This window comes from Herbidospora sp. RD11066, from assembly GCF_054661255.1.
Map to the genome: position 1 here is coordinate 90,361 of NZ_BAAGDO010000011.1, position 24,812 is coordinate 115,172.

Below are 24,812 nucleotides of genomic sequence, written 5' to 3' on the forward strand. Positions count from 1 at the left end.
GACGTGCGGCTACGTGCTCTGATTGACTCCGCATGGATTTGGGGGAAAATGAATCACCGGGATCGCCGAGGAGACGACGGAGCGGCCGATGGATCCGAGGAGTACGGGAGCGAATCCCAGGCTCGGCGGCGCCGGCTCGCCTCGGAGTTGCGGGGCCTCCGCGAACTGGCGGGGCTGTCCGGGCGGTCGCTGGCCGACCTCATCCAGATCAGCCAGTCGAAGGTGTCCCGCATCGAGGCGGGGGCCACGATCCCCTCCCTCCCGGAGGTGCGGCGCTGGGCGAAGGCGGCCCAGGCCTCGGCCGAGACCACCGAACGACTGGCCGACCTGACCCAGGCCGTGGTGTACGAAGTCCACACCTGGCGCGGGGCGACGCGCGGCAAGGGCCACCTGCAGGAGGAGATCCGCAGACGCGAATCCGACGTCGCGCTGGTGCGGAACTTCCAGTGCATGGTGGTGCCCGGCCTGCTCCAGACCGCGGCCTACGCGCGGGCCGTTTTCGGTCTCTACGAGCAGCCCTACGAGAAGGGGGATCTCGCGGCGGCGACGGCCGGCCGGATGCGGCGCCAGGAGGCGCTCTACGACGAAGACCGGCGCTTCGAGTTCCTGATCACCGAGAGCGCGCTGCGGGTCCGGCCCGGCCCGGCGAACCTGCTGCCCGCCCAGCTCGACCGGATCATCTCCGTGAGCACGCTGGAGACGGTCACGATCGGGGTGATCCCGCAGAACGTCACGGCTCGGGTGCTGTCACTGCACGGGTTCGTCATCTATGGGGGCGACGACGATGGTGCGGAGGGGCCCGACCTCTTCGTGGAGGTGGAGACCGACCACGCACGGCTGACGATTTCCGACGTGGACGTCGAGCGTTATCTCAAGCGGTGGTCGCTGCTGTCGCGAACGGCGCTGTTCGGAGACGAGGCGCGCGCGTTTCTCGAAGGGCTGGCCGTGGAGGTACGGGCCGAAATTCGTAATATGGAGAAGTAATGAAATATCGGGTAATTGGTGTAAATCGTACAGAAATTGATGTCATTACCCGCTGAGCCATCCCGGGGCCCGGGGCCGCGCCGGGTGGGCGCGGCCCCGGGGATCACTAGGAGGTACGGCGGGCCCGCAGCGGCCAGCCCCACCCGGGCCGCGTGAAGCCCGCTTCCCGGACGTCGAACTCGCCCGCGCGCACGCCGGACAGGAAGGCCCGCCACTCACCGGGGGTGAACGAGAGGGGAGTGCCGTCGGGGTCCTTGGTGTCGCGGACCTGGACGACGCTGACCACCTCGACCTCCACGCACTCGCCCACGGGTCCGCTGAAGCTGCTCTTGCGCCGGCTGGACTTGTTCATCACAGAACCTCTTTCGGTTCGCCGGGGCGGCCTGTCCGCCCTCGAACACTTCCCATGCTGGCAACGGATTCCGGGTGATGATCTTGGTATTCCCTGGCGGATTCCCGGGGGATTTCCGGGTGTTTCCCGGCTCGCTTCAGAAACACGTGCTATATCAATAAATCGATCGCTAGAGCTGTCAATCATCTGACGAATGGCGAAATCTCATGACAAGTTCTACAGAGGTGGACATATCGCTCTTAGGGAACATATCCCTGGAGGTTGGGGGGAGGGACGTCCCGCTCCCACGCAAGACCCGCGCGGTCGTGGCCGCGCTCGCCATCGGGAAGTCGCTGACCACCGGGCAGATGATCGAGTGGATCTCTCATACCAGTGATCTCGAGGCCGAGCCCGAAGCCGTGCACGAGCACGTGGGCAGTCTGCGGGCCGCGATCAAAGCGGTGGCCCCCGAGCTGGAGAACCTGCTTCCGCGTAACGCCAAAACCACCTATCGCTTCGACGAGAACGTGGCCGCGATCAGGGTCGACGTCGAGAAGTTCGAGGGGCTGGTCGAACGGGCGCGTCAGGCGCGTCCGCGTGATCTCGCTGAGTTCGTCCGGCTGTCCCATCAGGCGATGGCGGTCTGGGGCCCCGGCTATCGGGGGCTGTACGGTGGCGAGCCCCTCGCCGGTCTGCTCGGCCCGAAAGCGGACGAACACCAGCAACGGCTCCGGGGTCTGTTCCGCATCGTCCGGCTCGGCTGCCTCGAGGTCGAACTCGAACTAGGGCGGCACCGCGACGTCCTGCCCGAGCTGCAGGGCATGGCGCACGGGGCCGATCTCGACCAGACGGTCGTCTACCTGCTCATGCTCGCACTGCACCGCGACGGCAGATCCGAGGAAGCGCTGACCGAACTGGAACGTGCCCGTGATCGTGTCCTGGGATACGGGGGCGTGGTCGACCGGCGGCTCAAGACGCTCTACCAGGACATCAGGCACGGCAACCCGATGCTCGACCTGCCCATCGCGCCCGCAACGTCTGCGGTTGCCAGACCTCTCCATGGAGCCCTCATGACAGAAGAGCAGCCCACACCGCCCGCGCAGCCCCTCCCGCACATCGGCCACATCGACCGCGTCGACCTCGTGCAACTCGGCGAGCATGCGAAGGCTGCCGACGTGTACTTCGAAATCACCGGTGCGAACCCCGTCATCAACCACGCTCACGACATGACCGTCAATCAGGCTGCGGCGGCGGACGGACCGTGACCGACCAGGACGACGAGCGCTCCGGGCCGCGGCTCGGCCCCTCCTCCGGACCCGGGGAGAAGAAGGACGGGGACGAGGAGGAGCTCAAATACGAAAACAGCGGTCGTTCCGGCGAGAAGGACATGTTCTTCAGCGTCCAAGAGCGGGAACAGCGCCGGGAGAATCTCCACAGGCTGCACGATGACCGACCCCATATCGGCACGCACTTTACGATACCGGGCGAAAAGCCGAACGTTTACTCCGGCAACATCAACATCTTCCGCACAGATCCCGAGGAACGTCCGCAGACCATCCCGCTGCCACAGGAAGACCTTGACCGACTAGGGCACATCGCGACCTGCGACACGCTGCACGCCCTCGACGCCGGGCTGGCCCCCGGTGCGGTTCTGGGCACCTGGGGCCCGCCCGGGACCGGACGCAGGACGATCGCCCTGGCCGGATTGGCCAGGTTCGCCCTGCGCCAGGCCGGCGGGGTGAAAGTCGCGCACCTCATGGCCGCCGACAACCCCCGGCGGCTGCGGGCCGGCGACCTGACCCATGGCACGGCCTACCTGCTGGATGCCGGAGGCGCGGAATGGACCAGGACGCGCAACGAGGAGATCTTCCGTCACCTCGTGCTGCTGGCGGAGCAGACCAAGACCGCCATCGTCGTGGTGTTGAATGACCGTTCACTCCTCAGCCCGGCGCAGCGTGCCCGGTACATGTACGCCCATGTCGCTCCACCCGCGATCGACGTCTTCGAACGGTGCCTGGCTTACGGCCTGCGCAACGAGTTGGCCGACGTTGCGGAGGCCGCAGGTGATCTGGCCGACCACCCGCTCGTACTGGAGGAACTCGGCCCGGCCGCGCGCCCGAGCGACGGTGCGGCGCTGGCGAGCGCCCTCGTCGATCGCATACGTGCGGGGAAACGTCCGGCAGACGTACTGGACGAGGTCCTGAATCTGCAGCCCCAACGCCTCAGAGAACGGGCTTCCGACCTGCTGCGCGGGGTGGAGGCGGATGGCGGGGGCGAGCCAGGCCACCACCACCGCCGCATGGTCTACCAGCGCAGCTTCCTGCTCGCCCTGGCCGTGCTCGACGGCAAGCCGCTGACCGTGGTCGACGCGGTGGCCGTACGCCTCGCGGAGAAGATCGGCGTTCCCACGCCCGAACGACTTCCCGGGGACGAACTCTGGTCGGCCTTCGACCAGGTGGCACCCGACTGGCTGAAGTATGCGCGGGCCGAGATCGTCGACGGCCGCGGACCGTGGGACCGGCGGGTGCGGTTCCACGACACCCTGCTCGGCGCCAAGATCCTCGAAGTGGCCTGGCAGGATCATCCCGTCCTCCGCGAGCCCTTCATGGACCTGCTCGAAGGACTGTGCGAAGACGCCGACCTCGATGTGCGCATGGCCGGCGCTCAAGTGGTCGGTAAGCTCGCCACCTTCGACTTCGCGGCTGTGGACGCACGTTTCCTTCGCCCCTGGGTTCAGTCGAACCGGGTACGGGGGCACTGGGCTGCGGCCTGGGCGCTGGAGTCGGCCGCGTTCGAGCCGAGGTTCGCCGAGCAGGTCCGCCGCCAGCTGCTCCTCTGGAGCAGGGAGTCCCTCATCCGCCGTTCAGTCGCAGTGCGAGCTTTCGGCACCACACTCGGACTGCAGTTCATCGACGACGCGCTGTTCGGATTACGTCGGATCGCCGCCGAGCCGGGACGGAAGCTGTCGGCTGAGGTCGTCCAAGCGGTGCACGAACTCTTCGTGGCCGGTGCGCACGTCAGGATCGTGGCCGACCTGTCGTCCTGGGTGAGGGCGGCCGACGAGCGGCTCTCCCGGGTAGCGGCCGAGGCGTTCGACGTGCTGGCACAGACCCGGATCAGTGCCGCCGACGAAGGTCCGATGTTGCTGAAGATGCTGGCCGACGGGGAACGCCGGACCTTCGTGCTCGACCTGTGGCGCAACGCGCTCGCGGACACGGTGATGCGCGGTCCCACCTGGACCGCTCTGCACCGCTGGATCGAGATCGCCGAAGACGACCCCCGCCTCATCGGTGACATCGGCCGCCTCGTCGCCGACCTCGGCGAGGACCCGCAGATCCGGCGCGCGCTGCGGTTCCACCTCACCTGGTGGGGGACGCGTGTGATCTCCCGTCAGACCATGATCACCTTGCTCGCCTACCTCGATGGAAGAGACTCCCGATGACCACCGAACTGACCCGCCGGACGGGACGATTCCGGTCGTGGTTCCGGCCGACCGAGGAGGTGATCGAGCCCGTGCTCATCTACCGCATCGATCTGCCGTTCACGTTCCAGACCCCGGCGCAGACCGACGCCATGCCCTTCGGCGTGGCGGTCCGACTCCAGTGGATGGCTGTCGGGCCGCACACGGAACCGGTGCTGGAGAAGGAGATCGGCCGGCATCGCGATCGATGGCGCTCCTTCGTGGACGACACCGTCCGCGAGATCGCTCGCAGGCATCCGCCGCACCACGCCGAGGAGGCGGAGACCGAGGTCAACCGGCGGCTGCACGGCCTGCGGGTGTTCGACGACGGCGTGCAGATCGACTGTACGGCGGTCACCCGCCTGACTCCGGCGCAGCCCATCCTCGACCAGCGGCAGGCCGCCTGGCTGAAGCGCATCCAGCGAGAGGACGCGACCGAACACATGCGGCTGACCATCGCGTCGATGCGTGAGCTGCGGCAGCTCTGGCGAGACTTCCTGGACGAGGGCCTGAACGACTGGCTCACCCCTTATGCCGTCCGGCTCGCGGAGGAGAAGGCCGGAGCCGCCGACACCACCACGACGTTGCTGGAGCAGCGGAAGGCGGAGGCGGAGCGCCTGCTGAACGTGGTCAAACAGGTCATGGACGCTCAACAGGCCACCGATGTCTACGAGTTCACCGTGCGGAGCGAGACCGTGATGCGCAAGACCCTCGAAATGATGGGCCTGCCGGTGCCGGACCCGATTCCCGGGTCGGTCTTCGACCATCCGGAACAGGACTGAGAGGCCCGCCATGACGATCGTCACACAGGACTGGCTGTGCGGGCGCTGTGGCACCCGGACCCCATCCGACCGCTGTCCGGTCTGCGATGCCGTCCTGGCCGGGGAGGTGCGTCCGGCGGTGCGCTACGGCATGGCCCCCATCGTGCCCGTCCTCGCGGCCACGATGATCATGGCCCTGGTGGGTGTGGTCTGGTGGTCGTCCAGGGAGACGCCGAGCGCCCCGGCGCAGGTTCCGCCGAGCCCCGTCGCCCAGGCGGCGCAGGTCACCGAGGCGCCCCCCGAAACGTCCGCCTCGCCGACCTCGGTCGCCGAGGACCGTACCGCGAAATACCAGGCCATGGCCGTCGACGCGTTCCTCTCCCACAGCCAGGCCGCCCGGCAGGACCTCCCGGGCGCGATCGGCGTCGTGCAGAGGTGCGCCTCCAGCGGTCTCACCACGATCAAGGAGGTCACCGAAGCCCGGCGAGGTCAGCGGAGCGACGTGGAGGCGCTCGAGGTGGACCTGATCGCCGGCGGGGCCGAGCTGAAAAGGACGCTCACCGAGGCGCTTCAGGCGTCCTACGACGCTGACCGCGAATACCTCAAGGCCGGGCGGAGCTTCCTGAACCGGGGGTGCACCGGGTCCATGAACCTGGCCGCGGCGGAGCCCCACTCCCAGGCGGCCACCGAGGCCAAGCGCCGGTTCGTCGCCCTGTGGAACCCCCTCGCGGAGCAGCATGGGCTGGTGACCCGGGGGCCGGATGACATCTGATCTCGCTAGGGCAGGATCGCGTCCACGTAGCCGCCGTCGACCCGGAGTGCCCCGCCCGTCGTCGCCGAGGCCAGCGGTGAGGCCAGGTAGGTGACCATGTTGGCGATCTCCTCCGGTTCGATCAGCCGCTGGATCAGCGAGTGGGGCCGGTGCAGCCGCATGAACTCCCGCTGCGCTTCCTCCCACGGCAGGTCCCGGCTCACCAGGCCGTAGACGTAGTCCTCCACGCCGCCCGTGTGGGTCGGTCCGGCGATGACGCTGTTCACGGTCACCCCGGTCCCGGCGGCCTCCTTGGCGAAGCCCCGCGACACGGCCAGCAGGGCCGTCTTCGACATGCCGTAGTGGATCATCTCGCCGGGGGTCGTGACGGCCGAGTCGCTGGCGATGTACTGCACCCGGCCCCACCCCCGCTTCATCATCCCCGGCAGATAGGCCCTGGTCAGCCGCACGGCCGACAGGACGTTGGCGTCGAAGTAGCGGCGCCACTCTTCGTCGGTGATCTCCAGGGCGGGCCGCGACTCGAAGACGCCGAAATTGTTGACCAGGATGTCGACCTCGGGCAGCGCCTTCAGCACCTCGTCGGCGCCCGCCACCACGTCGGCCACGACGGGGAAACCGCCGATCTCGGCCGCCGCCTTCTCCACCCGCTCGGGGTCGCGGCTGTTCACCCCCACGCGGGCGCCCGCCCCCGCCAGCCGCGTCGCGATGGCCAGGCCGATCCCCTGCGTCGAACCGGTGACCAGCGCCGTCTTGCCCGTCAGATCGATGTTCATGTTTCTCCCCGTCGGTGTCTGGGTCGGTGGCTGGTGTCGCAGAAGGGATAGGTCCGGCTCCGGCGGCAGGCGCACAACGCCACGACGAAGCGGTCGGAGCGGACCACGCTCCCGTCGTCGAGGGTGATCTCCACGGGGCCCTCGACCAGGATCGGGCCGCCGGTCACCATCGTCACGCGCCGCTCATCCGTCATCGGCTGACTCCCTCAGCGAGGTCCTGCCCGCGTCCCAGGCGGTCAGCAGGTGGGTGGTGAAGCGGTCTTCGACCAGGGCGGTGGCCTGGAGGCCGAAGACGACGTCCCCGGTCAGCGACGGTTCGCGCCGTAGGAGGTCGCCGAGCACGTCGCGGCGGAGAACCTGTTCGTGTACGGCGTCCGCCTCCACGTGTTCCGTGAAGAACGTCGTCTCCGCCACGCCCAGCCGTTTCAGGGCCCGCGTCATCCTGGCCGCGCTCGGCGAGGTCGTGATCTCGGCGGCGGCGAAGTGCCCTACCAGGGCGCCGCGCAGCGATCGGTGCAGGCCGAACATCGACATCAGGTTGACCACGGCCAGCATCGGGGCCGGGACCTCGTCGAGCCAGGCCAGGTAGGTGTCGTCGAGATCCAGGGCGCGCATCAGGTCGCCGAACAGCGCCGAGTGCATCGAGGCGGCCCGGCCGCCGCCGTATTCGTCGAACTCGACGGCGACCACCGAGGCCTTGGCCTGGCCCGTCAGCCTCGGGATGACCCAGGCGTGCGGGTCGGCCTCCTTCTGATGGTAGATCGACCGGTGCGTCACGTATTCCCGCAGGTGGCGGAGTTCGCCCTTGTCCTCCAGGAAGTGGGAGACGCCTCCGGGCGCGTCGACCATCAGGTCGTTCACGGCCGACTCGACGTCGGTGCCTCCCAGGACGCCGTCGCGCAGGGCGGCGAGGAAGACGCGTTCCAGATCGCGGCGCAGCCGCAGCAGGCCGGGATCCCATTCCAGGTCGGGGTCCACGCCGGAGAAGCCCTGGTAGTGGAGTTCGTAGCAGACGTACAGGGACAGTTGAAGATCTTCCCCGAAGGGGTCGGGAGCGCCGGCGGACGGCGGCGCGCCACCGGTCAGCGCCGAGAGGACCCCCTCGGAGATCGGGCCTCGTGGTTCGGGCAGGTGTCCCATCCGGGTCCCATACCCGGCCTGCCGGTGCCAACCGCTTCCAAGTGATCCACAAGGGCGAACCGGGACGCTCTCTCCCAGAACGCACCGCCCACGAGGAGGAACTGTGAAGTTGGTCACCTGGGTCAGGATGCTGGCCGCCGTGGTCCTGGTCGCCCTGATGGAGGCGCCCGCGCTGGCCGAGCAGGGCATCCGCATCGCCAACCACTGCGAACCCCCGCTTGACTAGCGGATTCGCCCGCGACCTCGCCCGGGGCCTCCACTGCCACAGGCGCGGCTGGTACGCCGAAGGCGCCCGCTTCGCCTCCCGGGCGCAGGTCAGGGCGTCCCCGAAGCAGTTGGCCGAGGTGGCGGCCTTGTGGCACGCCCTCACCCGCTACGACGAGGCCTACGAAGCCGCCTCCCAGGCGGGTGACCACCTGATCATGGGCGACGTCGAACGCCGCCGGGCCCGCTACGACCCGGCCGAGGCGCACCTCCGCCGGGCGGGCGACTCGGTCGAGGCCCGGCTGGCCCTCGGGGTGCTCTGCAAGGAGACCGGGCGCCTCGACGAGGCGGAGGGCTGGTACCGCCGTGCCCTCGACGAAGCACAGGGGCTTACCAGGGCCGACGCCCTCCACAACCTCGCCGGGCTCGCCCACGCCCGGGGCATCGGCGACGGCGAAGACCATGCCAGGGAGGCGGTCGACATCCGGCGGCGGATTCTCGGCCCCCGCCACCACCTGGTCGCGACCGATCTCATGGTCCTGGGGGCCGTGCTGGCGCGGGAGGAGATCTTCCACGAGGCCATGGCCATCCTGCTCGCGAGCGTCGGGCCCGACCACTACGACGTCGCCGTCTGCCAGGTCAACCTCGCCCACCTCGACCGGCTCGCGCATCGTCCGGAGAAAGAAAGGGAGCGGCTGGCCGACGCGCTGCGCGTCAAACGCGCCGTTCTGGGGCACGACCATCCGGAAGTGACGAGGCTAACAGCGCGGTCGTTGTAGGAAATCTTCATCCTCTTGTACCTTCTTGGAAGGTATTTCCAGGGGGATGAGCCGTGACAGCTTTGATCATCGGAGTCGACGGCGGGGGCACCAGCACCCGGTGCGTCGTCGTCAGCGAGCGGGGAGAGGTCGCCGGACGCGGCCTCGCCGAGGGCGCGAACCCGGTTTCGGTCGCCGATCCGGCCGCCAACCTGCTCGCCGCGCTCCGCGACGCCCTGCGCGGGCTCGACCCTTCCCGGGTCGTCGGCGGCGTGTTCGGCCTGGCCGGCTCGGGGGCCGGGCGCGCCGGGAAGGTCGTGGGGGAGGCCTGGCGTTCGGCCGGGCTGTCCGGCAGCCCCTCCGTCGTGGCCGACGTGCTCGTGGCCTTCGCGGGGGCGACGGCCGAGCCCGACGGCGCGGTCCTGCTCGCCGGGACGGGCGCGGTCGCGGCCCGGATCGCGGGCTGGAAGGTCGCGAAGGTCGTCGACGGCCACGGCTGGCTCGTCGGCGACGAGGGGTCGGGGGTCTGGATCGGCACGCAGGCGGTGAGCGCCGCCCTGAAGTCTCTCGACGGCCGGGGCGTCCGCACCGATCTGGTCGGACTGCTCGGCCTCGGGACGTCGGCCGACGAGATCGTCTCCCGCGTCTACGGCCAGATCGCCCAGCAGGGCCCGGCCTCCCTCGGCCGGTTCGCGCCGGTCGTCGACCGGGCCGCCCGCGAGGGCGACGAGGTGGCCCTCACGATCATCATCGACGCCGCCCGGCGCCTGCGGGCCTCGGCCCACGCCCTCGGGGCGGGAAAGGGCCCGCTCGTGCTGGCCGGATCGCTGCTCACCGAACCCACCGAACTCGCCCGGCTGGTCCGCGCCGACTTCGGCGACGCCATCCCGGCCAGGGACAACGCGGCCGGAGCCGCCGCGCTCGCGCTGCGGGCCGCCTTCCCGTCGGCCGACGCGCACCGCCGGGTGATCGGGGACGCACATGCGGCTTGAGCAGATGGCGATGAGCGTGCTCCAGCCGGGGTTCGACGGCACCGAGCCGCCCGACTGGCTGCGCAGGGCCCTCGGCGACGGCCTCGGCGGGGTCGTACTGTTCGCCCGGAACGTCCCCAGCGAGAGCCTGGTGGCCTCGATCCGCGCGGAGAACCCCGGCGTCATCGTCGCGGTCGACGAGGAGGGCGGTTCGGTCACCCGGCTGGAGGCGCGGACCGGCAGCTCGTGGCCGGGCAACCACGCCCTGGGCGTCGCCGACGACCTCGCCCTCACCGAGCACGTCGCCCGGCGGATCGGCCGGCTGCTCGGCACCACCGGGATCAGCCTCGACTACGCGCCCGTCGCCGACGTCAACGCCAACCCCGACAACCCCGTCATCGGTGTGCGCTCGTTCGGCGCCGACCCCGAACTCGTGGCGCGGCACACCGCGGCCTGGGTCGACGGGATGCAGAGCTCCGGGGTCGCGGCCTGCGCCAAGCACTTCCCCGGACACGGCGACACGGTGGCCGACTCCCACGTGGAGCTCCCGACCGTGCACGTGTCGCCCGAGATCCTCACCGAGCGCGACCTGCGGCCCTTCCGTGCCGCGATCGACGCCGACGTGCGGGCGATCATGTGCGGGCACCTGCTCGTGCCCGCGCTCGACGACGTGCCCGCGACGCTGAGCCGGACCGTCATGACCGGCCTGCTCAGAGGCATCCTGGGGTTCCAGGGGCTGATCGTCACCGACGCCATCGAGATGCGCGCCGTCGCCGCCCACTGGGCGCCCGAGGAGATCGCCGTCCGCGCCCTGTCCGTCGGGGCCGACGCGGTCTGCGCGGGGATCTCCTCGGAAGACGGCTCTTCCGTGTACGCCCTCCGCGACGCCATCGTCGCCGCCGTCCACGACGGGCGGCTGCCCGAGGAGCGGCTGGCCGACGCCTCCCGGCGCGTGCAGGACCTGGTCGACTGGCACGCGGGGCAGGCCCCGGCCCGGGCGCGGGCGGCGGCCGAACCCGACGACGACCTCGGCCTGACCGCCGCCACCGCGGCCCTCCACGTGGTCGGCGAACCCCGGCTGGAGGAGGCGCCGCTGGTCGTGGAGATCGTCGCCCGCCCCCACCAGGCCGCCGACAGCGGCACCCCGCCCGGCGTGGCCCGCGCGCTGGCCGAACTCCTGCCCGGCACCGAGGCGATCACCGTCTCGGTCGGCGACCCCCTGCCCGACCTGGGCGGAGACCGGCCGCTCGTGGTCGTCGTCCAGGACGCCGCCCGGCACGGCTGGATCAGGGAGGTCCTCGGGCGGGCGCTGGAAGTCCGGCCCGACGCCATCGTGGTGGAGACCGGCCTCCCCGGCCCTCCCACCGGCGCCGGTTACGTCGCCACGCACGGCAACTCCCGAGCCTCGGCCAGGGCGGCCGCCCACCGGCTGGCCTGCCGACCCCCCGTACCGGAGAAAGAGAGCCCCCCATGAGCGGACCAACTGCCGCGAACCTGGTGGCGAGCGTGCGGGCCGTGCTGCCCTCGCTCACGCCGTCGGTGCGGTCGATCGCGCGGCTGATCCTCGACGACCCCGCGATGGTCGCCCGCAGCACGATCACCGAGCTCAGCGCCACCTCGGGCGCCAGCCAGGCCACGATCGTGCGGACCGCCCGCGCGCTGGGCTTCTCGGGCTACTCCGAGCTGCGCCTGGCGCTCGCGGCGGCCTCCGGTGCCGCCGACAGGCTCGTTCCCGGTGATCTCGCCCCCGGCGACCCCCTCGCGGATGTGATCGCCAAGGTCACCCGCGCCGAGTCGGAGGCCATCGCCGACACCGCCGCCCAACTGGCCCCTCAGCAGCTCGGGCAGGTCGTGGACGTGCTCATCGGGGCCCGCAGGGTCAGCACGCTCGGCGTGGGGGCCTCCGGGCTGGTCGCCGTCGACATGGCGCAGAAACTCATGCGCATCGGCCAGGCCGGACATCCGTACACCGACCGCCATCTCGCGCTGACGGCGGCGGCGCTGGCCGCCTCCGACGACGCGTGGGTGGCGGTGAGCTGCACCGGTGAGACGCCCGACGTGGTCGAACCGATCAGGACCGCCCGGGAGGCCGGTGCGGTCGTCGTGACGATCACCAACAACCCGCGCTCGACGCTCGCCGGGCTGGCCCACCACGTGCTCGTCTCGGCGGGCCGCGAGACCGAGTTCCGGCCCGGCGCGCTCGCCTCCCGGATCAGCCAGCTCCTCATCGTCGACTGCATCTTCGTGGGCGTCGCCCAGCGGACCTTCGCGGCCTCCGACACCGCCCTGCGGGTCACGAAAGACGCCCTTGATCGCTATTCGGTAAGGCGTCTTCGCAGCTAGATGCCCATTAGTAAAAATTAACTCCACATCCGTCGCCACGGGTGAAAAAAATTGACCTCTCCGGAAGCCGCCCGTATCGTCCAGGGAAACCGGCAACCAGGAGAAGTTCATGAGACGACTCGCGGCGATCGCAGCCGTGGCGGTGATCGCAACCGTCACGGGCACCGCGTGCAGCGGCGTGGGGGGGTCCGGCGATGCGGGCGTCTACACCACGATCGACGGAGCCAAGCAGATCGACGCCACCGCGCCGATCAACCCGTTCAACCCGCAGGGCAACACATTCCTCGGCTACGACGCCATGTCACTGGCATGGCCCAAGAACGACCCGGTCGACCCCAACCTGTTCTACCCGGGGATCGCCGCGAGCTGGACGACCACGCCCGACCAGAGCGAGGTCGTGATCCACCTCCAGCCGAACGCGAAGTGGTCCGACGGCAAGCCCGTGACCAGCGACGACGTGAAGACCTCGATCGGCCTGGCCTACACCCAGGGCGGCACGGCCTACGCCGTCGACCCGAAGGCGGCCGGGGCCGCGGCCGACGTGATCGTCGTCGACCCCCACACGGTCAAGGTCACCCAGGGCGCCAACAAGAGCAACACCTTCCTGCGGAACGTGCTGTCCACGGTGGTCGTCCCGGCCCACGTGTTCGGCTCGCTGCTGCCCGGCGACTTCTGGACCCAGCTCAAGCTGGCCAGGGGCACCGGACCCGCCGCCGAGAAGGCCAAGGCCTCGATCACCGGGCTGGCGCAGAAGGTCATCTCCTTCGCCCCGGCCAAGGACGTCTCGGCCGGGCCCTTCGTGCTGGAGCGGGTGAACCCGGGCGAGGCCCTGCTGGTGAAGAACAAGCACTTCTGGGCCAGCGACAAGATCGCGCCCAACCGGGTGAAGGTCCTCAACTACACGGGCAACCAGCAGATCTGGAACTACCTGATCGCCGGCCGCCTCGACAGCGCGCCCTTCACCGCCACTCCGTCCGGGGTGCTGAACCGCATCCGGCAGACCGAGGGCAACGAGGTCGTCAAGGGCTTCTCGCCGGTCGCCGTCTCGATGGCGTTCAACCAGACCAAGGCGCCCTACGACAACGTGCACGTCCGCAAGGCGCTGGCCTACCTGATCGACCGCTCGCAGGTCACCAAGGTCGCCTCGCCCGAGGGCGGCACCCCGTCGACCACCACGACCGGCATCCACGCCGAGTCGGCCAAGGCGTGGCTCGGGAACTCGATCAACGGCCTCGACCAGTACAAGCTCGACCCGGCCAAGGCCGCCGAAGAGCTGAAGGCCGCCGGGATGAAGCAGGTCAACGGCAAATGGGCGATGCCCGACGGTTCTCCCTGGACGGTGGAGCTCCACGTTCCGGCCTCGTTCTCCGACTGGGTGGCGGCCGCCAAAGCGATCACCAGCCAGCTCAACGACCACGGCATCCACGCCACGGTCCTGACCTCGGCCGACTACACGCTCTACCTCGACGAACTGGCCGCCGGTAAATACGACATCGGGCTGTGGCTGATGGCCCTCGGCCCGGCGCCGTACAACATCTACCAGCGCATCTACGGCGCGGCCAACGGCTGGCAGCTGCTCGCCGGGAACCTGACCCACGTGGCCCCGGGCACCCAGGGCAACTGGATGGGCGGCCCCGAGAACCTCGGCGGCGTCAACCCGGGCGCGCTCACCAACCGGCTCAACGCGGCCACCCCGGCGCAGCAGAAGGAGATCGTCGGACAGCTCGCCACGCTGACCAACGAGAACCTGCCGGTGATCCAGCTCTACGACTACGTCAACACCCAGTTCGTCAACAACTCCCGCTTCACCGGCTGGCCGCCCAACGACAGCGACGTGCTGCGCCTGTCGGCCGGGGTGTGGATGCAGCTCGGCCTGATCAAGGAAACGGGGGCCCGATGAAAAGCGTCGTCCGGCGGCTCTCGGGCCACCTGGCCCGGGGCCTGGCCATGATCTGGGTGGTCATGACGCTCAGCTTCCTCATCATCCGGAACATCCCGGGTGACCCCGTCAGGGGCCAGTACGAGAAGCTCATCGAGCAGGGCATGTCACCCGACCAGGCGGAACGTTCCACCGCGGCGCTCTACGGCTTCCTGCCGAAGGGCAGCCTGTGGAGCCAGTACGTCGACTACCTGAACGGCCTGATCCACGGCAACCTGGGCCAGTCGCTCAGCACCCCGGGCACCGGCGTCGCGACCATCATCGGGTCGGCGGCGAAATGGACCATCCTGCCGGTGCTCGGCGGCACCCTGCTGAGCTTCCTGCTCGGCGTCACTCTCGGCGTGTACGCCGCCATCAAGCGGTCGGGCAAACTCGGCGACGCCCTGTCGATCTCCGGCTCGCTGCTGCACGGCATCCCGCAGTACGTGATCGCCCTGCTGGTCGTGGCCGTCTTCTCCACGCTGTGGCCGATCCTGCCCTCGGGCGGACCGGTCGACATCGACTTCACTCCGGGCTTCAACGGGCCCTACATCGCCTCGCTGATCCAGCACGCCACGCTGCCGGTGCTGACCTACGCGCTGGCCAGCTACGGAGGCTGGATCCTGGCGATGAAGTCGAGCGTGGCGACCGTGCTCGGCGACGACTTCATCATGGCCGCCGAGCTGCGGGGGATGAGCCGGGGCATCCTGTTCCGCTACATCGCCCGCAACGCGATCCTGCCGCTGTTCACGATCCTCGCCCTCTCCTTGGGCATGCTCTTCGGCGGCGCGATCTTCATCGAGTCGATCTTCAACTATCCGGGGCTGGGCCTGCTGCTCGTCAACAGCATCGGCGCCCGCGACTACGCGCTGATGGGCGGCACCTTCCTGGTGCTCACCGTCGCCATCGTGGTCGCCAACATCGCGGCCGACCTTCTGTACGCCGTCATCGACCCCCGAGTCAGGAAGGGAGAGACGGCATGACCGTCACCGCACCGGTCGCCCCCGCGCCACTGACGCTGCGCCGCAACTTCTGGCGCGGCGTCGGGCGGGTGCTGCGGCGCAAGCCGAGCCGCATGGTCGGCGTGGCCATCCTCGTGCTGTTCGTCGCGATGGGCATCTTCGGCCCGCTGCTCTACCCGAACCCGCTGCCGCGCGACGACAACGCGCTCTACGCCTCGCCGAGCTGGGCCCACCCGTTCGGCACCGACTTCGAGGGCACCGACGTGCTCGCCCTGGTCGTCACCGGAACCCGATACGTGCTGCTCGCGGGGCTGACCACGGCCGTGATCACGGTCGCGCTCGGCACCGTGATCGGCCTGCTGGCCGGGTTCCACCGGGGGCGCTGGGACACCGCGCTGATGCGGCTGACCGACCTCCAGCTCACCATCCCCGGGCTGCCGCTGCTGCTGGTGCTCTCCACGGTGTGGAAGTTCACCAGCCCGATCGAGATGGGCGTGGTGCTCGGCCTGCTCGGCTGGGGCGGCATCGCCCGTGCGGTCAGGTCGCAGTCGCTGTCGCTGCGGGAACGCGGCTTCATCGAGGCGGCCAAGGGGCTGGGGCTGTCGACCCGGCACATCATCGGGCGAGAGCTGCTGCCGTCGATGGCGCCGTACATCGCGATGAACATGCTCATCGCGGTCACCGGCGCGATCTACGCGCAGGTCGGCCTGTTCTTCCTGGGCGTGCTGCCGTTCGACGCCAACAACTGGGGCGTGATGCTCAACCTGTCGGTCTTCGGCGGCGGCGCGCTGTCGAGCACGGCCGCGCTGCCCTACCTGCTGGCGCCGCTGCTGGCGATCCTGCTGCTGACGCTCGGGATCGTGCTGGTCGTCGACGCCATGGACGAGATCTTCAACCCGCGTCTGCGTGAGGAGTAGGCCATATGACCAGGACTTCCGCGCCCGGCGTGCGCGTCAACGACCTTCGCGTCGTCTACAAGACCCCCGCCGGGGAACTCCCGGCGCTCGGGGGCGTGTCCCTGTCGCTCGCCCCCGGCACCATCACCGGCATCGTCGGCGAATCGGGGTCCGGCAAGTCGACCCTGGCGCTGTCGCTGCTCAACGCGGTGCAGTCGCCCGGCCGCATCAGCGGCGGCACCGTCGAGATCGACGGCCTGGGCAACGTCGCCGAGCTCACCGGCGAGGAACTGCGCAAGGCGCGGGGCCGCCAGGTCGGCTACGTCTTCCAGGCGGCGCAGAACTCGCTGAACCCGCTGAAGACCGTCGGCAAGCAGCTGCTCGACCTCGGCCGCTCCCACGACTTCGACGACCTGCCCGCCCTCCTTCGCGACGCCCGCGGCCTGCTCGGGCGGATGGGGCTCGACGGCGGCCGGGTGCTCGACTCCTACCAGCACGAACTGTCCGGCGGGATGCGCCAGCGGGTCGGCATCATGCTCGCCCTGGTGCTCAACGCGCATCTCGTGGTCCTGGACGAACCCACGACCGCCCTCGACATGATCACGCAGGCCGCCATCCTGCGGATCGTCCGCGAGGTCCACCACGAGCGCGGCCTGACCACGCTGATCGTCACCCACGACATGGGCGTCGCCGCCGAGGTCACCGACAACCTCGCCGTCATGTACGGCGGGCGCGTGGTCGAGCACGGCCCGACCACCGAGGTGCTGGGGGCGCCCCGCCATCCGTACACGCAGGGCCTGATCAGGGCGATCCCGCGCCTGTCGGGCGACATCGACGGCGCCACCGCGCTGCCCGGACGGCCGCCCACGCTGGGCACCATCCCCAAGCAGGGATGCGTGTTCCGTGAGCGCTGCCCGGTGCGGATCGCCGTGTGCGACACCGTCGACCCCGTGCCGGTCACCCGGGACGCCAGGACCGTCGCCTGTCACGCGGTCGGCCAGCCGGCCACCCCGGCCACCCGGAAGGAGTTCGCGTGATCACCGCGAGCGGCATCACCAAGACGTACAAACAGCGCGGAAACGTGCTCGGCGCCCGCGCGGTCCCCGCCCTGCGCGGGGTCGACTTCTCGATCGAGAAGGGCGGCGCCGTCACCTTCATCGGCGAGTCGGGCTGCGGGAAGACCACTCTCGGCCGGATCGTCGCCGGGCTGGAGACCTACGACTCGGGCGACATCGTCATCGACGGCACCCCGATGTCGTCGCTGAAGCCCCGGCACCGCCAGCCGTTCTTCCGCCGGGTCCAGCTCATCCACCAGGACCCCTACTCGGCGCTCAACCCGACCCGGACCATCCACCAGACCCTGTCGGCGCCGCTGGCCCTGCGCGCCAAGCAGACCGGCCGCGACAGCGCGTGGATGGAGAAGAGGGCCCACGAGCTGCTGTCCCTCGTCGGGATCGACCCCGGCTACGTGCTGCCGCGCTACCCGCACCAGCTGTCGGGCGGCATGCGCCAGCGCGTCGTGATCGCGCGGGCGCTGACCGTCGACCCCGAGGTCCTGGTCGCCGACGAGTCGGTGTCGATGATCGACGTGTCGCTGCGGCTCGGCGTGCTGTCCTTGCTCAAGGACCTGCGCGAACGGCTGAACGTCAGCGTCCTGTTCATCACGCACGACATCGCCACCGCCCGCTACATCGGCGGCGACGGCAAGCTCTACGTGATCTACCGGGGCATGGTCGTGGAGAGCGGCCCGACCGAGAGCGTGATCTCGGGCCCGATCCACCCCTACACGCAGTCGCTGCTGTCGGCCATCCCCGTCCTGCACGGGGTCGAGCGGCCGGGCCCCGAGCGGGTCGTCCCGACCGAGGCCCTCAACGAGTCGCACGCCGACTCCGGCTGCCTGTTCGCCCGCCGCTGCCCCTTCGTCACCGCCGAGTGCGAGACCCGGGTGCCCGCGCTGGTGACCGACCTCGACCAGGCGCACGCCTGCTACCACCCGCAACGCCGCAGCGTGATCCCGGTGGAGGCCGTCGCGTGAACCTCGGCGAGGCCCTGCATCTCGACGCCGACGTCGCCCTCGCGCTCGCCGACCGCCTGGTCACGCCCCCCGCAGACCGTCCCTGGACGTCCTTCGCCTTCGACGACGGGATCGTCTTCACCTCGATGTCCGGCACCGTCGGCCACATCGACCTGATCGCGGTCGACCCGCCGGCCCGGGGCCGCGGCGTGGGCCGCGCCCTGGTCGCCGCCGCCGAGGGATGGGCGCTGTCCCAGGGCGCCCGCGAGATGCGCTTCGCCGGGAACCCGCCCTGCTACGCCTGGCCCGGCATCGACGTGCGCTACACGCCGGCGTTGTGTCTCGCGGAGCGTCTCGGGTACGAGCGGTATCAGGCGGCCTGCAACATGACCGTCGACCTTTCCCAGGATTTTTCCGACGATCTCCCGGTCTCGGATGATCGGGAGGGGGTTGCCGAATTCGTCCGGGAAAACTGGAATGAGGCGTGGGCCTGGGAGGCCACCGAGGCCACCGGCTGCTACCACGCCGAGATCGACGGAGAGATCGTGGGATTCGCCGCCTGGGGCACCCGCCCCGGCTGGTTCGGCCCGATGGGCACCGCCCCCGCGGCACGCGGCCGGGGCGTGGGCCGCGCGCTGCTGCGGCGCTGCCTCTCCGACATGGCCGCCGCCGGGCTGTCCCACGCGGAGATCGCCTGGGTCGGCCCGATCCCGTTCTACGCGAAGGCCGTCGGCGCCCGGGTCGACCGGATCTTCTGGCTCTACCGGAAGGAGTTCCCATGACCCAGTCGCTGGGCGGACTGACCACCGAACAGAGTGATCCCCGGCACCGCCGGATCGACGAGCTCCCCACCGAGGAGATCGCCCGCCGCATGAACGCGGCCGACGCGACCGTCCCCGGCGCGGTGGCCGCCGCGATCCCCGCCATCTCCGCCGCCATCGACGCCATCGCCGCGCGCATGGGCCGTGGCGGCCGCCTGATCTACATCGGCGCCGGAACCTCGGGGCGGCTGGCCGTCCTCGACGCCTCGGAGTGCCCTCCGACGTTCGGGACCGCACCCGAGCAGGTCTGCGGCATCATCGCGGGCGGCGCGGAGGCGCTGGTCAGATCGGTCGAGGGCGCCGAAGACGACGCCTCCGCGGGCGCCGCGGCCGTCGCCGACGTCGGGCCGCTCGACTCGGTGGTGGGGATCTCGGCCAGCGGGCGGGCTCCCTACGTGGTGGGCGCGGTGACCGAGGCGCGGCGCCGTGGGGCGTTGGCCGTGGGGCTGTCGTGCAACGCGGGCGGGCCGCTGTCTTCCGCCGCCGACCACGCCCTGGAGGTCATCGTCGGGCCCGAAGTGATCACCGGGTCGACCCGGCTGAAGGCCGGGACGGCGCAGAAGCTCGTGCTCAACATGATCTCGACCATCACGATGGTGCGCACGGGTCGGACGTACGGGAACCACATGGTCGAGATGTCCCCGACCAACTCCAAGCTCGTCGACCGCGCGGCCCGCATCGTCGGCGACATCACCGGGACGGGGCTCAACGAGGCGCGCGGCGTCCTCGAAGCGGCCGACCTGGAGCTCAAGACGGCGGTCGTGATGATCGAACACGCCGTTCCCGCCGAGCGGGCGCGCGCCATCCTCGCGGCCTCAGGAAACCGGCTGGACTCCGCCCTTCACCATGCTTGACCGGCTCCTTTCCGCCGCGGTGCCGTCGGTGGCCTCCGCGGCGGTGGCTCTGATCGCGGTCGACGGGGATGTCGTGGCCGAGGCCGCGGCCGGGGAGCTGGTCCGGTACGTCGATGGGATCGAGACCCTCGCCTCGTCGCGGCCTCCCGTGGGGATGGACTCGCTGTTCGACCTGGCGTCGCTGACGAAACTGTTCACGACGGTGGTGGCGTTGTCGCTGGTCGAGTCGGGTTCCCTTGGCCTGGACGAACCGGTGGCGACCTATTACGGGTCGCGGCCCGCGGTCACGGTGCGGCACCTGCTGACCCATACGGCGGGGCTGCCACCGGGGCGGCGACCGGATGGGGTGTCGGCGGGGGAGGCACGGTGGGACTACGTGCTCTCCGCCGAGTCGACGGGGCCTGCCGGGTCGCCTTACGTGTATTCCGACGTCGGAATGATCACCATGGGACGGGTCTGCGAGATCGCCTCCGGGATGCCCTTGGACGCGCTCGTGGAGCGGATCATCACAGGACCGCTGGGCCTCGCCGATACGTGCTTCCGCCCTTCACCGGAACTCCTGCCGAGAATCGCCGCAACCGAGTTCAAGCCAGAACGCGGCGTGGGTGTGCGGGGTGAGGTGCATGACGAGACCGCTCATGCGCTCGGTGGGGTCGCGGGGCATGCCGGGCTGTTCTCTTCGGCCGGTGATCTGGTGCGGTTCGCGGAGATTCTGCGTGCTGGTGGCGCGGGGGTGCTCTCGGCGGAGTCGGTGGCGGAGATGTTGCGGGATCAGCAGGTGCGGGGGGCGGCCTTCCGGCAGGGGCTCGGGGTCCGGATCGGGGATCCGGCGATCGTCGGGCCGTTGACCGATGCTTACGGACATTCCGGGTTCACCGGGACGTCCCTGGTCGTGGACGTCGAGCGCGGACTCACCGTGGTGCTGCTGACCAACAACGTGCATCCGCTGCGGGGGCGCCCCGGGATTCGCGACCTGCGGAACGAGGTCGCCGCGTTCGCCCGCTCGCTGGTCTGAGTCTCGTCGGGAATTTGCGGCGTGCATACTGAGTATGCATACTGAGTAACCATGTCGATCAGGCACGGGTTGCTCGCTCTGCTGAGCAGAGGGCCCCGTCATGGCTACCAGTTGCGGGTTGATTTCGAGGCGTCCACAGGGGCGACCTGGCCGCTGAACGTCGGCCAGGTCTATACGACGCTGGCCCGCATGGAGCGCGACGGCCTGGTCGAGCCGGGGGAGTCCGACGACCAGGGCCGGGTCGTCTACGCCATAACCGCGGCCGGTCGGGCCGAGATGGAGCGGTGGTTCACCACGCCGGTGGTCCCGTCCGACCGGCCGCGCGACGAGCTGGTCATCAAGCTGGCCATGGCCGTCGCGGCCAAAGAGGTCGACGTCCCCGAGGTCATCCGGCGGCAGCGCACCGCCACGATGCGCACCCTCCAGCAGCTCACCCGGGCCAAACGCGACGTCACCGGGGGCCCGGCCCAGCTGCTCGTGCTCGATTCCATGATCTTCCAGGCCGAGGCCGAGCAGCGGTGGCTCGATCACTGCGAGGCCGTTCTCAAGGAGGCACGATGACCGTCTTAACACTGGCCGGGGTGACCAGAGTGCACGGTGACGGTGAGACGGCCGTCCACGCCCTCAAGGGGGTGAGCCTCGAGGTCGGCGAGGGCGAACTGGTCGCGGTCATGGGCCCGTCGGGGTCGGGCAAGTCGACCCTGCTCAACGTGGCGGGCGGGCTCGACCGGCCGACGTCGGGCACCGTCCACGTCGACGGCCTCGACCTGTCGGCCGTGCGCGACCTGGCGGCGTTACGCCGCCGCAGCGTCGGCTACGTCTTCCAGGACCTCAACCTGATCACCTCCCTGACGGCCGCCGAGAACGTGATGCTGCCCCGCGAACTCGACGGCGTGCGCTCCCGCAAGGCGCGCGCCGAGGCCATGGCCGTCCTGAGCGAGATCGGCGCCGAGTCCTTCGCCGACCGGTTCCCCGACGAACTGTCCGGCGGCCAGCGCCAGCAGGTCGCCATCGCCCGAGCCCTGGTGGGGGAGCGCCGCCTGCTCCTGGCCGACGAGCCGACCGGCGCGCTCGACACTCCCGGGGGCGACGAGATCCTCCGCCTGCTGGCGGCCCGCTGCGCGGCCGGGGCGTCGGTCCTGCTCGTGACCCACGAACCCCGCTACGCCGCGTGGGCCGACCGGGTGGTGTTCCTCCGCGACGGCATGATCGCCGACGCCACCGACGCACCCATGGCGAGCGCCCGATGAGCGCGCTGTCCCTGGGGGATCTGGCCATCCGTTTCTGCGCCACCGACATGAAGCGGGTGAGCGCCCGATGAGCGCCGTCGTCGCCGCGTTGCGGATCGCCCGGCGGAACGCGTGGCGGGAGAAGGGGCGGAGCCTGCTCATCATGGTGATGATCGGCCTGCCCGTCCTGGTGATCACCGGTCTGCTCGTCGCCTACGCGACCAGCACGCTCACCATCGAAGAGAGCATGGCCAACCAGATCGGTGCCGCCGACGCGCAGCTGACGCGGGTACCCGAGGGCACGACGTTCGACCAGAAGCCCGATGGGTCATTCATCGACCGTGACCCGGATCCCCGTCCACCGGCCGACGCGGCCGAGGTCGTGGCACTCCTGGGGCCGGGCACCCGTCTGGTCCCCTACGGCGTCGGCGACGTCCGGCTGCCCACCGGGCCGGTCACGGGCATCGAGACCGACCTGCGCGATCCCCTCACCCTGGGCATCCTGACGCTGAGCGAGGGTCGCCACCCCGGTCCCGGCGAGGTCGCGGTGACACCCGCCCTCGGCCTGCGGCTCGGCGACACGCTCCGCCCGGTCGGTGCGGCGCCGCTCAAGGTGGTCGGCCTGGTCGACCACCCTCACCGGCCGACGATCCTGCAGGTGGTCGGCCCCCGGCTCCCGCTGGCCCCGCCCGATGAGCTGTGGGCGCCGAGAAGCTCCTCCTCCGGCTGGCTCGCCGACACCCCGAGGCCTATCTCCTGGGCCGACGTAACCGCCCTGAACAAGGTCAACGTGTCCGTCACGTCCCGCGCCACGCTTCTCGACCTGAGGGCCACCCCGATAGGGGCACGGGACATTCCCAACACCGTCGGCCTCGCCGCTGTGGTGGTCATGGGGATCCTGGTGACCGTCCTGCTCGCCGGTCCGGCCTTCGCCGTCGGACTCCGCAGGCGACGCAGGGAACTGGCCGAGATCGCCGCCCAGGGCGGGTCGGCCGGGCATCTGCGGCTGATCGTGCTGGTCGACGGCGCGCTCCTCGGGGGGCTCGCCACCATCGCGGCGACCGGGCTCGGCATCGCGGGCGGGCTGCTGGCCGTCCCGGTCATCGGCCGGCTCGGGGGAACCGTCGGGCCGCCGGAGATCCCGTGGGCGTCCGTTCTCGACATCGCCGCCCTCGGACTGGTGACCGGAATGGTGGCGGCGCTCGTCCCCGCCGTGCAGGCGGGGCGCCAGCACACCGCGACGGTCCTGGCCGGGTGTGCCCCCGTGGCCTCCGGGCGGCGTGGTCAGGCCGTGTTCTGGCCGGTGATCGGGGTGGTGCTGGTGCTGGCCGGGCTGGCCGCGAGCGTGGTCGCGCGGCGGCAGAGCGCGCCGATGTGGTCGTTCACCGCCTCGGTGCCCATCGTGCTCGGGCTGGTGGTGCTGACCCCGTGGCTGATCCGGTTCACCGGACGGCTCGCCCCGCGCCTGCGGGTCCCGCTGCGGGTGGCGGTCCGTGACGCGGTGCGGAACCGGTCCCGTACGGTCAGCGCCGTGGCCGCCGTGATGGCCGTCACCGCCACGGCCGTGGCCGTGGGCATCGCGTTCGAGAGCCAGCGGCAGGACAACCGCGACTCCTACACCTCGGCCCGCCCGATCGGCTCCCTGGCCATCTGGGGCGGCACGATGCCCGACACGACCTGGGCCCGGTTCCGCGCCGAGGTGGTCCGTCGGCTCCCGGGCGTGCCCTTAGCCAGCGGCTACCGCGTCTACGACGCCGAAGGCCGCCGCTACGCCCTGCGCTACACCACCCGCTGGAACGGCATCCGCACGCCGCGCGCCGCCGCCGTCGGCGGTCAGGACCTCCTCCGGTTCCTCCAGGGCCGTCACGACCCGATGGCGGCCGAGGCCCTGGCGAGCGGCAAGGCCGTGGTCTTCGACCCGTCCGCCGTCCGCGACGGCACCTTCACCCTGCGCGCCAGCGTGGCCTCCCACCCCGACCGCCGGATCGTCGTGCCCGCGGTCGTGGCCGCGCCCGCCGACGAGCACCAGGGCGGCGCCCTCCTGCCGAGATCGCTGGTCGAGCAGAACGGCTTCTCCACCGTCGAACGCGCGCTCTACGCCATGCACACCGTGCCGAGAGAATCGACCTTGTTCCGCGACCTCTCGAAGGTGTCCGACCGCGTCACCTACGCCGGCGAACCGGGTGCCCACGAGGGCAGCGGCCTGCTGTGGCTGTGGGTCGGCCTGGGCGCGGCCGTGATCCTCGTCCTCGGCGGAACCCTGGCGGCCACCCGCCTGGCCGCGGCCGACATGCGCCCCGAACGGTCGACCATGACCGCCATCGGCGCGTCACCCTGGACGCTCCGCGCGGTCGTGGCCGGTCAGGCCCTCTTCATCGCCGGTCTGGGCGCGGCCATGGGCCTGGCCGCCGGAGCGGTCACGGGGGTCGCGCTGAGCCGCCCGATGACCTCGGACCGCGTGGGAGACCCGGCCACGATCGCCTTACCGTGGGCGTTCCTGCTCGCCGTGGTGGTCGGACTCCCGCTGCTGGCGGGCGCGCTGGCCCTGATCACCAGAACGCGCCCACTCCTGACCCGGAGACTCTCGTGACTTGACTGCCAGAACG

Annotated in this window: 25 protein-coding genes and 1 pseudogene; 22 read left to right on the forward strand and 4 right to left on the reverse strand. The window is 70.6% G+C overall.

Annotated elements, in window-relative coordinates:
* The first annotated feature begins 48 nt into the window (after positions 1-48).
* On the forward strand, positions 49-984 hold the full coding sequence (locus ACYQ78_RS33115; RefSeq protein WP_459804895.1) for a helix-turn-helix domain-containing protein: 936 nt from the start codon (positions 49-51) through the stop codon (positions 982-984).
* Positions 985-1,090: 106 nt separating this feature from the next.
* Here ACYQ78_RS33115 and ACYQ78_RS33120 read toward each other — a convergent pair whose 3' ends face one another.
* Entirely contained in the window at positions 1,091-1,336 is a 246-nt protein-coding gene (locus tag ACYQ78_RS33120; protein WP_459804896.1) for a DUF397 domain-containing protein, read from the reverse strand.
* Positions 1,337-1,641: 305 nt separating this feature from the next.
* On the opposite strand from ACYQ78_RS33120, the gene ACYQ78_RS33125 reads away from it, so the two are divergent.
* From ACYQ78_RS33125 to ACYQ78_RS33140, 4 genes are read left to right on the forward strand one after another with little or no spacing between them, the layout of a single operon-like run.
* Positions 1,642-2,580, forward strand: a complete 939-nt coding sequence (locus ACYQ78_RS33125) for an AfsR/SARP family transcriptional regulator (RefSeq protein ID WP_459804897.1) — start codon at positions 1,642-1,644, stop codon at positions 2,578-2,580.
* Entirely contained in the window at positions 2,577-4,757 is a 2,181-nt protein-coding gene (locus tag ACYQ78_RS33130) for a hypothetical protein (RefSeq protein ID WP_459804898.1), read from the forward strand. Before ACYQ78_RS33125 ends, ACYQ78_RS33130 begins: the two co-directional genes overlap by 4 nt.
* Entirely contained in the window at positions 4,754-5,557 is an 804-nt protein-coding gene (locus ACYQ78_RS33135) for a hypothetical protein (RefSeq protein WP_459804899.1), read from the forward strand. Before ACYQ78_RS33130 ends, ACYQ78_RS33135 begins: the two co-directional genes overlap by 4 nt.
* A gap of 10 nt (positions 5,558-5,567) precedes the next feature.
* The gene (locus ACYQ78_RS33140) at positions 5,568-6,308 is read left to right on the forward strand and encodes a hypothetical protein (protein WP_459804900.1); all 741 of its coding nucleotides are present in this window, start codon (positions 5,568-5,570) and stop codon (positions 6,306-6,308) included.
* A 5-nt stretch (positions 6,309-6,313) separates the two neighbouring features.
* Here ACYQ78_RS33140 and ACYQ78_RS33145 read toward each other — a convergent pair whose 3' ends face one another.
* From ACYQ78_RS33145 to ACYQ78_RS33155, 3 genes are read right to left on the reverse strand one after another with little or no spacing between them, the layout of a single operon-like run.
* Positions 6,314-7,081 (reverse strand): SDR family NAD(P)-dependent oxidoreductase, encoded by a 768-nt coding sequence (locus tag ACYQ78_RS33145; protein WP_459804901.1) that lies wholly within the window; start codon positions 7,079-7,081, stop codon positions 6,314-6,316.
* Positions 7,078-7,275, reverse strand: coding sequence for a CDGSH iron-sulfur domain-containing protein (locus ACYQ78_RS33150; RefSeq protein ID WP_459804902.1), 198 nt, complete (start codon positions 7,273-7,275; stop codon positions 7,078-7,080). The genes ACYQ78_RS33145 and ACYQ78_RS33150 overlap by 4 nt, the downstream gene beginning before the upstream one ends.
* The gene (locus ACYQ78_RS33155) at positions 7,265-8,221 is read right to left on the reverse strand and encodes an iron-containing redox enzyme family protein (protein WP_459804903.1); all 957 of its coding nucleotides are present in this window, start codon (positions 8,219-8,221) and stop codon (positions 7,265-7,267) included. The genes ACYQ78_RS33150 and ACYQ78_RS33155 overlap by 11 nt, the downstream gene beginning before the upstream one ends.
* Before the next feature lie 103 nt (positions 8,222-8,324).
* On the opposite strand from ACYQ78_RS33155, the gene ACYQ78_RS33160 reads away from it, so the two are divergent.
* From ACYQ78_RS33160 to ACYQ78_RS33240, 17 genes and pseudogenes are all read left to right on the forward strand, one after another.
* Positions 8,325-8,447 (forward strand): hypothetical protein, encoded by a 123-nt coding sequence (locus tag ACYQ78_RS33160; RefSeq protein ID WP_459804904.1) that lies wholly within the window; start codon positions 8,325-8,327, stop codon positions 8,445-8,447.
* The gene (locus ACYQ78_RS33165) at positions 8,440-9,204 is read left to right on the forward strand and encodes a tetratricopeptide repeat protein (RefSeq protein ID WP_459804905.1); all 765 of its coding nucleotides are present in this window, start codon (positions 8,440-8,442) and stop codon (positions 9,202-9,204) included. The genes ACYQ78_RS33160 and ACYQ78_RS33165 overlap by 8 nt, the downstream gene beginning before the upstream one ends.
* A 53-nt stretch (positions 9,205-9,257) precedes the next feature.
* Positions 9,258-10,175: an N-acetylglucosamine kinase gene (locus ACYQ78_RS33170; RefSeq protein WP_459804906.1), complete on the forward strand. Its 918-nt coding sequence runs from the start codon at positions 9,258-9,260 to the stop codon at positions 10,173-10,175.
* Positions 10,165-11,628 (forward strand): glycoside hydrolase family 3 protein, encoded by a 1,464-nt coding sequence (locus ACYQ78_RS33175; protein ID WP_459804907.1) that lies wholly within the window; start codon positions 10,165-10,167, stop codon positions 11,626-11,628. Before ACYQ78_RS33170 ends, ACYQ78_RS33175 begins: the two co-directional genes overlap by 11 nt.
* Complete coding sequence (locus ACYQ78_RS33180; RefSeq protein WP_459804908.1) at positions 11,625-12,497, forward strand: MurR/RpiR family transcriptional regulator; 873 nt, start codon at positions 11,625-11,627, stop codon at positions 12,495-12,497. Before ACYQ78_RS33175 ends, ACYQ78_RS33180 begins: the two co-directional genes overlap by 4 nt.
* A 109-nt stretch (positions 12,498-12,606) precedes the next feature.
* Positions 12,607-14,397: an ABC transporter substrate-binding protein gene (locus tag ACYQ78_RS33185; protein ID WP_459804909.1), complete on the forward strand. Its 1,791-nt coding sequence runs from the start codon at positions 12,607-12,609 to the stop codon at positions 14,395-14,397.
* Positions 14,394-15,398: an ABC transporter permease gene (locus tag ACYQ78_RS33190; protein WP_459804910.1), complete on the forward strand. Its 1,005-nt coding sequence runs from the start codon at positions 14,394-14,396 to the stop codon at positions 15,396-15,398. The genes ACYQ78_RS33185 and ACYQ78_RS33190 overlap by 4 nt, the downstream gene beginning before the upstream one ends.
* A complete protein-coding gene (locus ACYQ78_RS33195; protein WP_459804911.1) occupies positions 15,395-16,294 on the forward strand; it encodes an ABC transporter permease in 900 nt (299 codons plus the stop codon). The genes ACYQ78_RS33190 and ACYQ78_RS33195 overlap by 4 nt, the downstream gene beginning before the upstream one ends.
* A gap of 5 nt (positions 16,295-16,299) precedes the next feature.
* Positions 16,300-17,310, forward strand: a complete 1,011-nt coding sequence (locus ACYQ78_RS33200; RefSeq protein ID WP_459804912.1) for an ABC transporter ATP-binding protein — start codon at positions 16,300-16,302, stop codon at positions 17,308-17,310.
* Positions 17,307-18,308, forward strand: a complete 1,002-nt coding sequence (locus ACYQ78_RS33205) for an ABC transporter ATP-binding protein (protein WP_459804913.1) — start codon at positions 17,307-17,309, stop codon at positions 18,306-18,308. The genes ACYQ78_RS33200 and ACYQ78_RS33205 overlap by 4 nt, the downstream gene beginning before the upstream one ends.
* A pseudogene (locus tag ACYQ78_RS33210) lies at positions 18,305-18,553 on the forward strand (GNAT family N-acetyltransferase); the annotation flags it as partial. The gene ACYQ78_RS33205 and the pseudogene ACYQ78_RS33210, both read left to right, overlap by 4 nt.
* A gap of 3 nt (positions 18,554-18,556) precedes the next feature.
* Positions 18,557-19,069, forward strand: coding sequence for a GNAT family N-acetyltransferase (locus tag ACYQ78_RS33215; RefSeq protein WP_459805079.1), 513 nt, complete (start codon positions 18,557-18,559; stop codon positions 19,067-19,069).
* Complete coding sequence (gene murQ, locus ACYQ78_RS33220; RefSeq protein ID WP_459804914.1) at positions 19,066-19,962, forward strand: N-acetylmuramic acid 6-phosphate etherase; 897 nt, start codon at positions 19,066-19,068, stop codon at positions 19,960-19,962. The genes ACYQ78_RS33215 and murQ overlap by 4 nt, the downstream gene beginning before the upstream one ends.
* Positions 19,955-20,977, forward strand: a complete 1,023-nt coding sequence (locus ACYQ78_RS33225; protein WP_459804915.1) for a serine hydrolase domain-containing protein — start codon at positions 19,955-19,957, stop codon at positions 20,975-20,977. The genes murQ and ACYQ78_RS33225 overlap by 8 nt, the downstream gene beginning before the upstream one ends.
* Before the next feature lie 51 nt (positions 20,978-21,028).
* On the forward strand, positions 21,029-21,538 hold the full coding sequence (locus ACYQ78_RS33230; RefSeq protein WP_459804916.1) for a PadR family transcriptional regulator: 510 nt from the start codon (positions 21,029-21,031) through the stop codon (positions 21,536-21,538).
* Positions 21,535-22,227, forward strand: coding sequence for an ABC transporter ATP-binding protein (locus ACYQ78_RS33235; protein WP_459804917.1), 693 nt, complete (start codon positions 21,535-21,537; stop codon positions 22,225-22,227). Before ACYQ78_RS33230 ends, ACYQ78_RS33235 begins: the two co-directional genes overlap by 4 nt.
* Positions 22,228-22,294: 67 nt before the next feature.
* Positions 22,295-24,796, forward strand: coding sequence for an FtsX-like permease family protein (locus ACYQ78_RS33240; RefSeq protein ID WP_459804918.1), 2,502 nt, complete (start codon positions 22,295-22,297; stop codon positions 24,794-24,796).
* Positions 24,797-24,812: the final 16 nt, after the last annotated feature.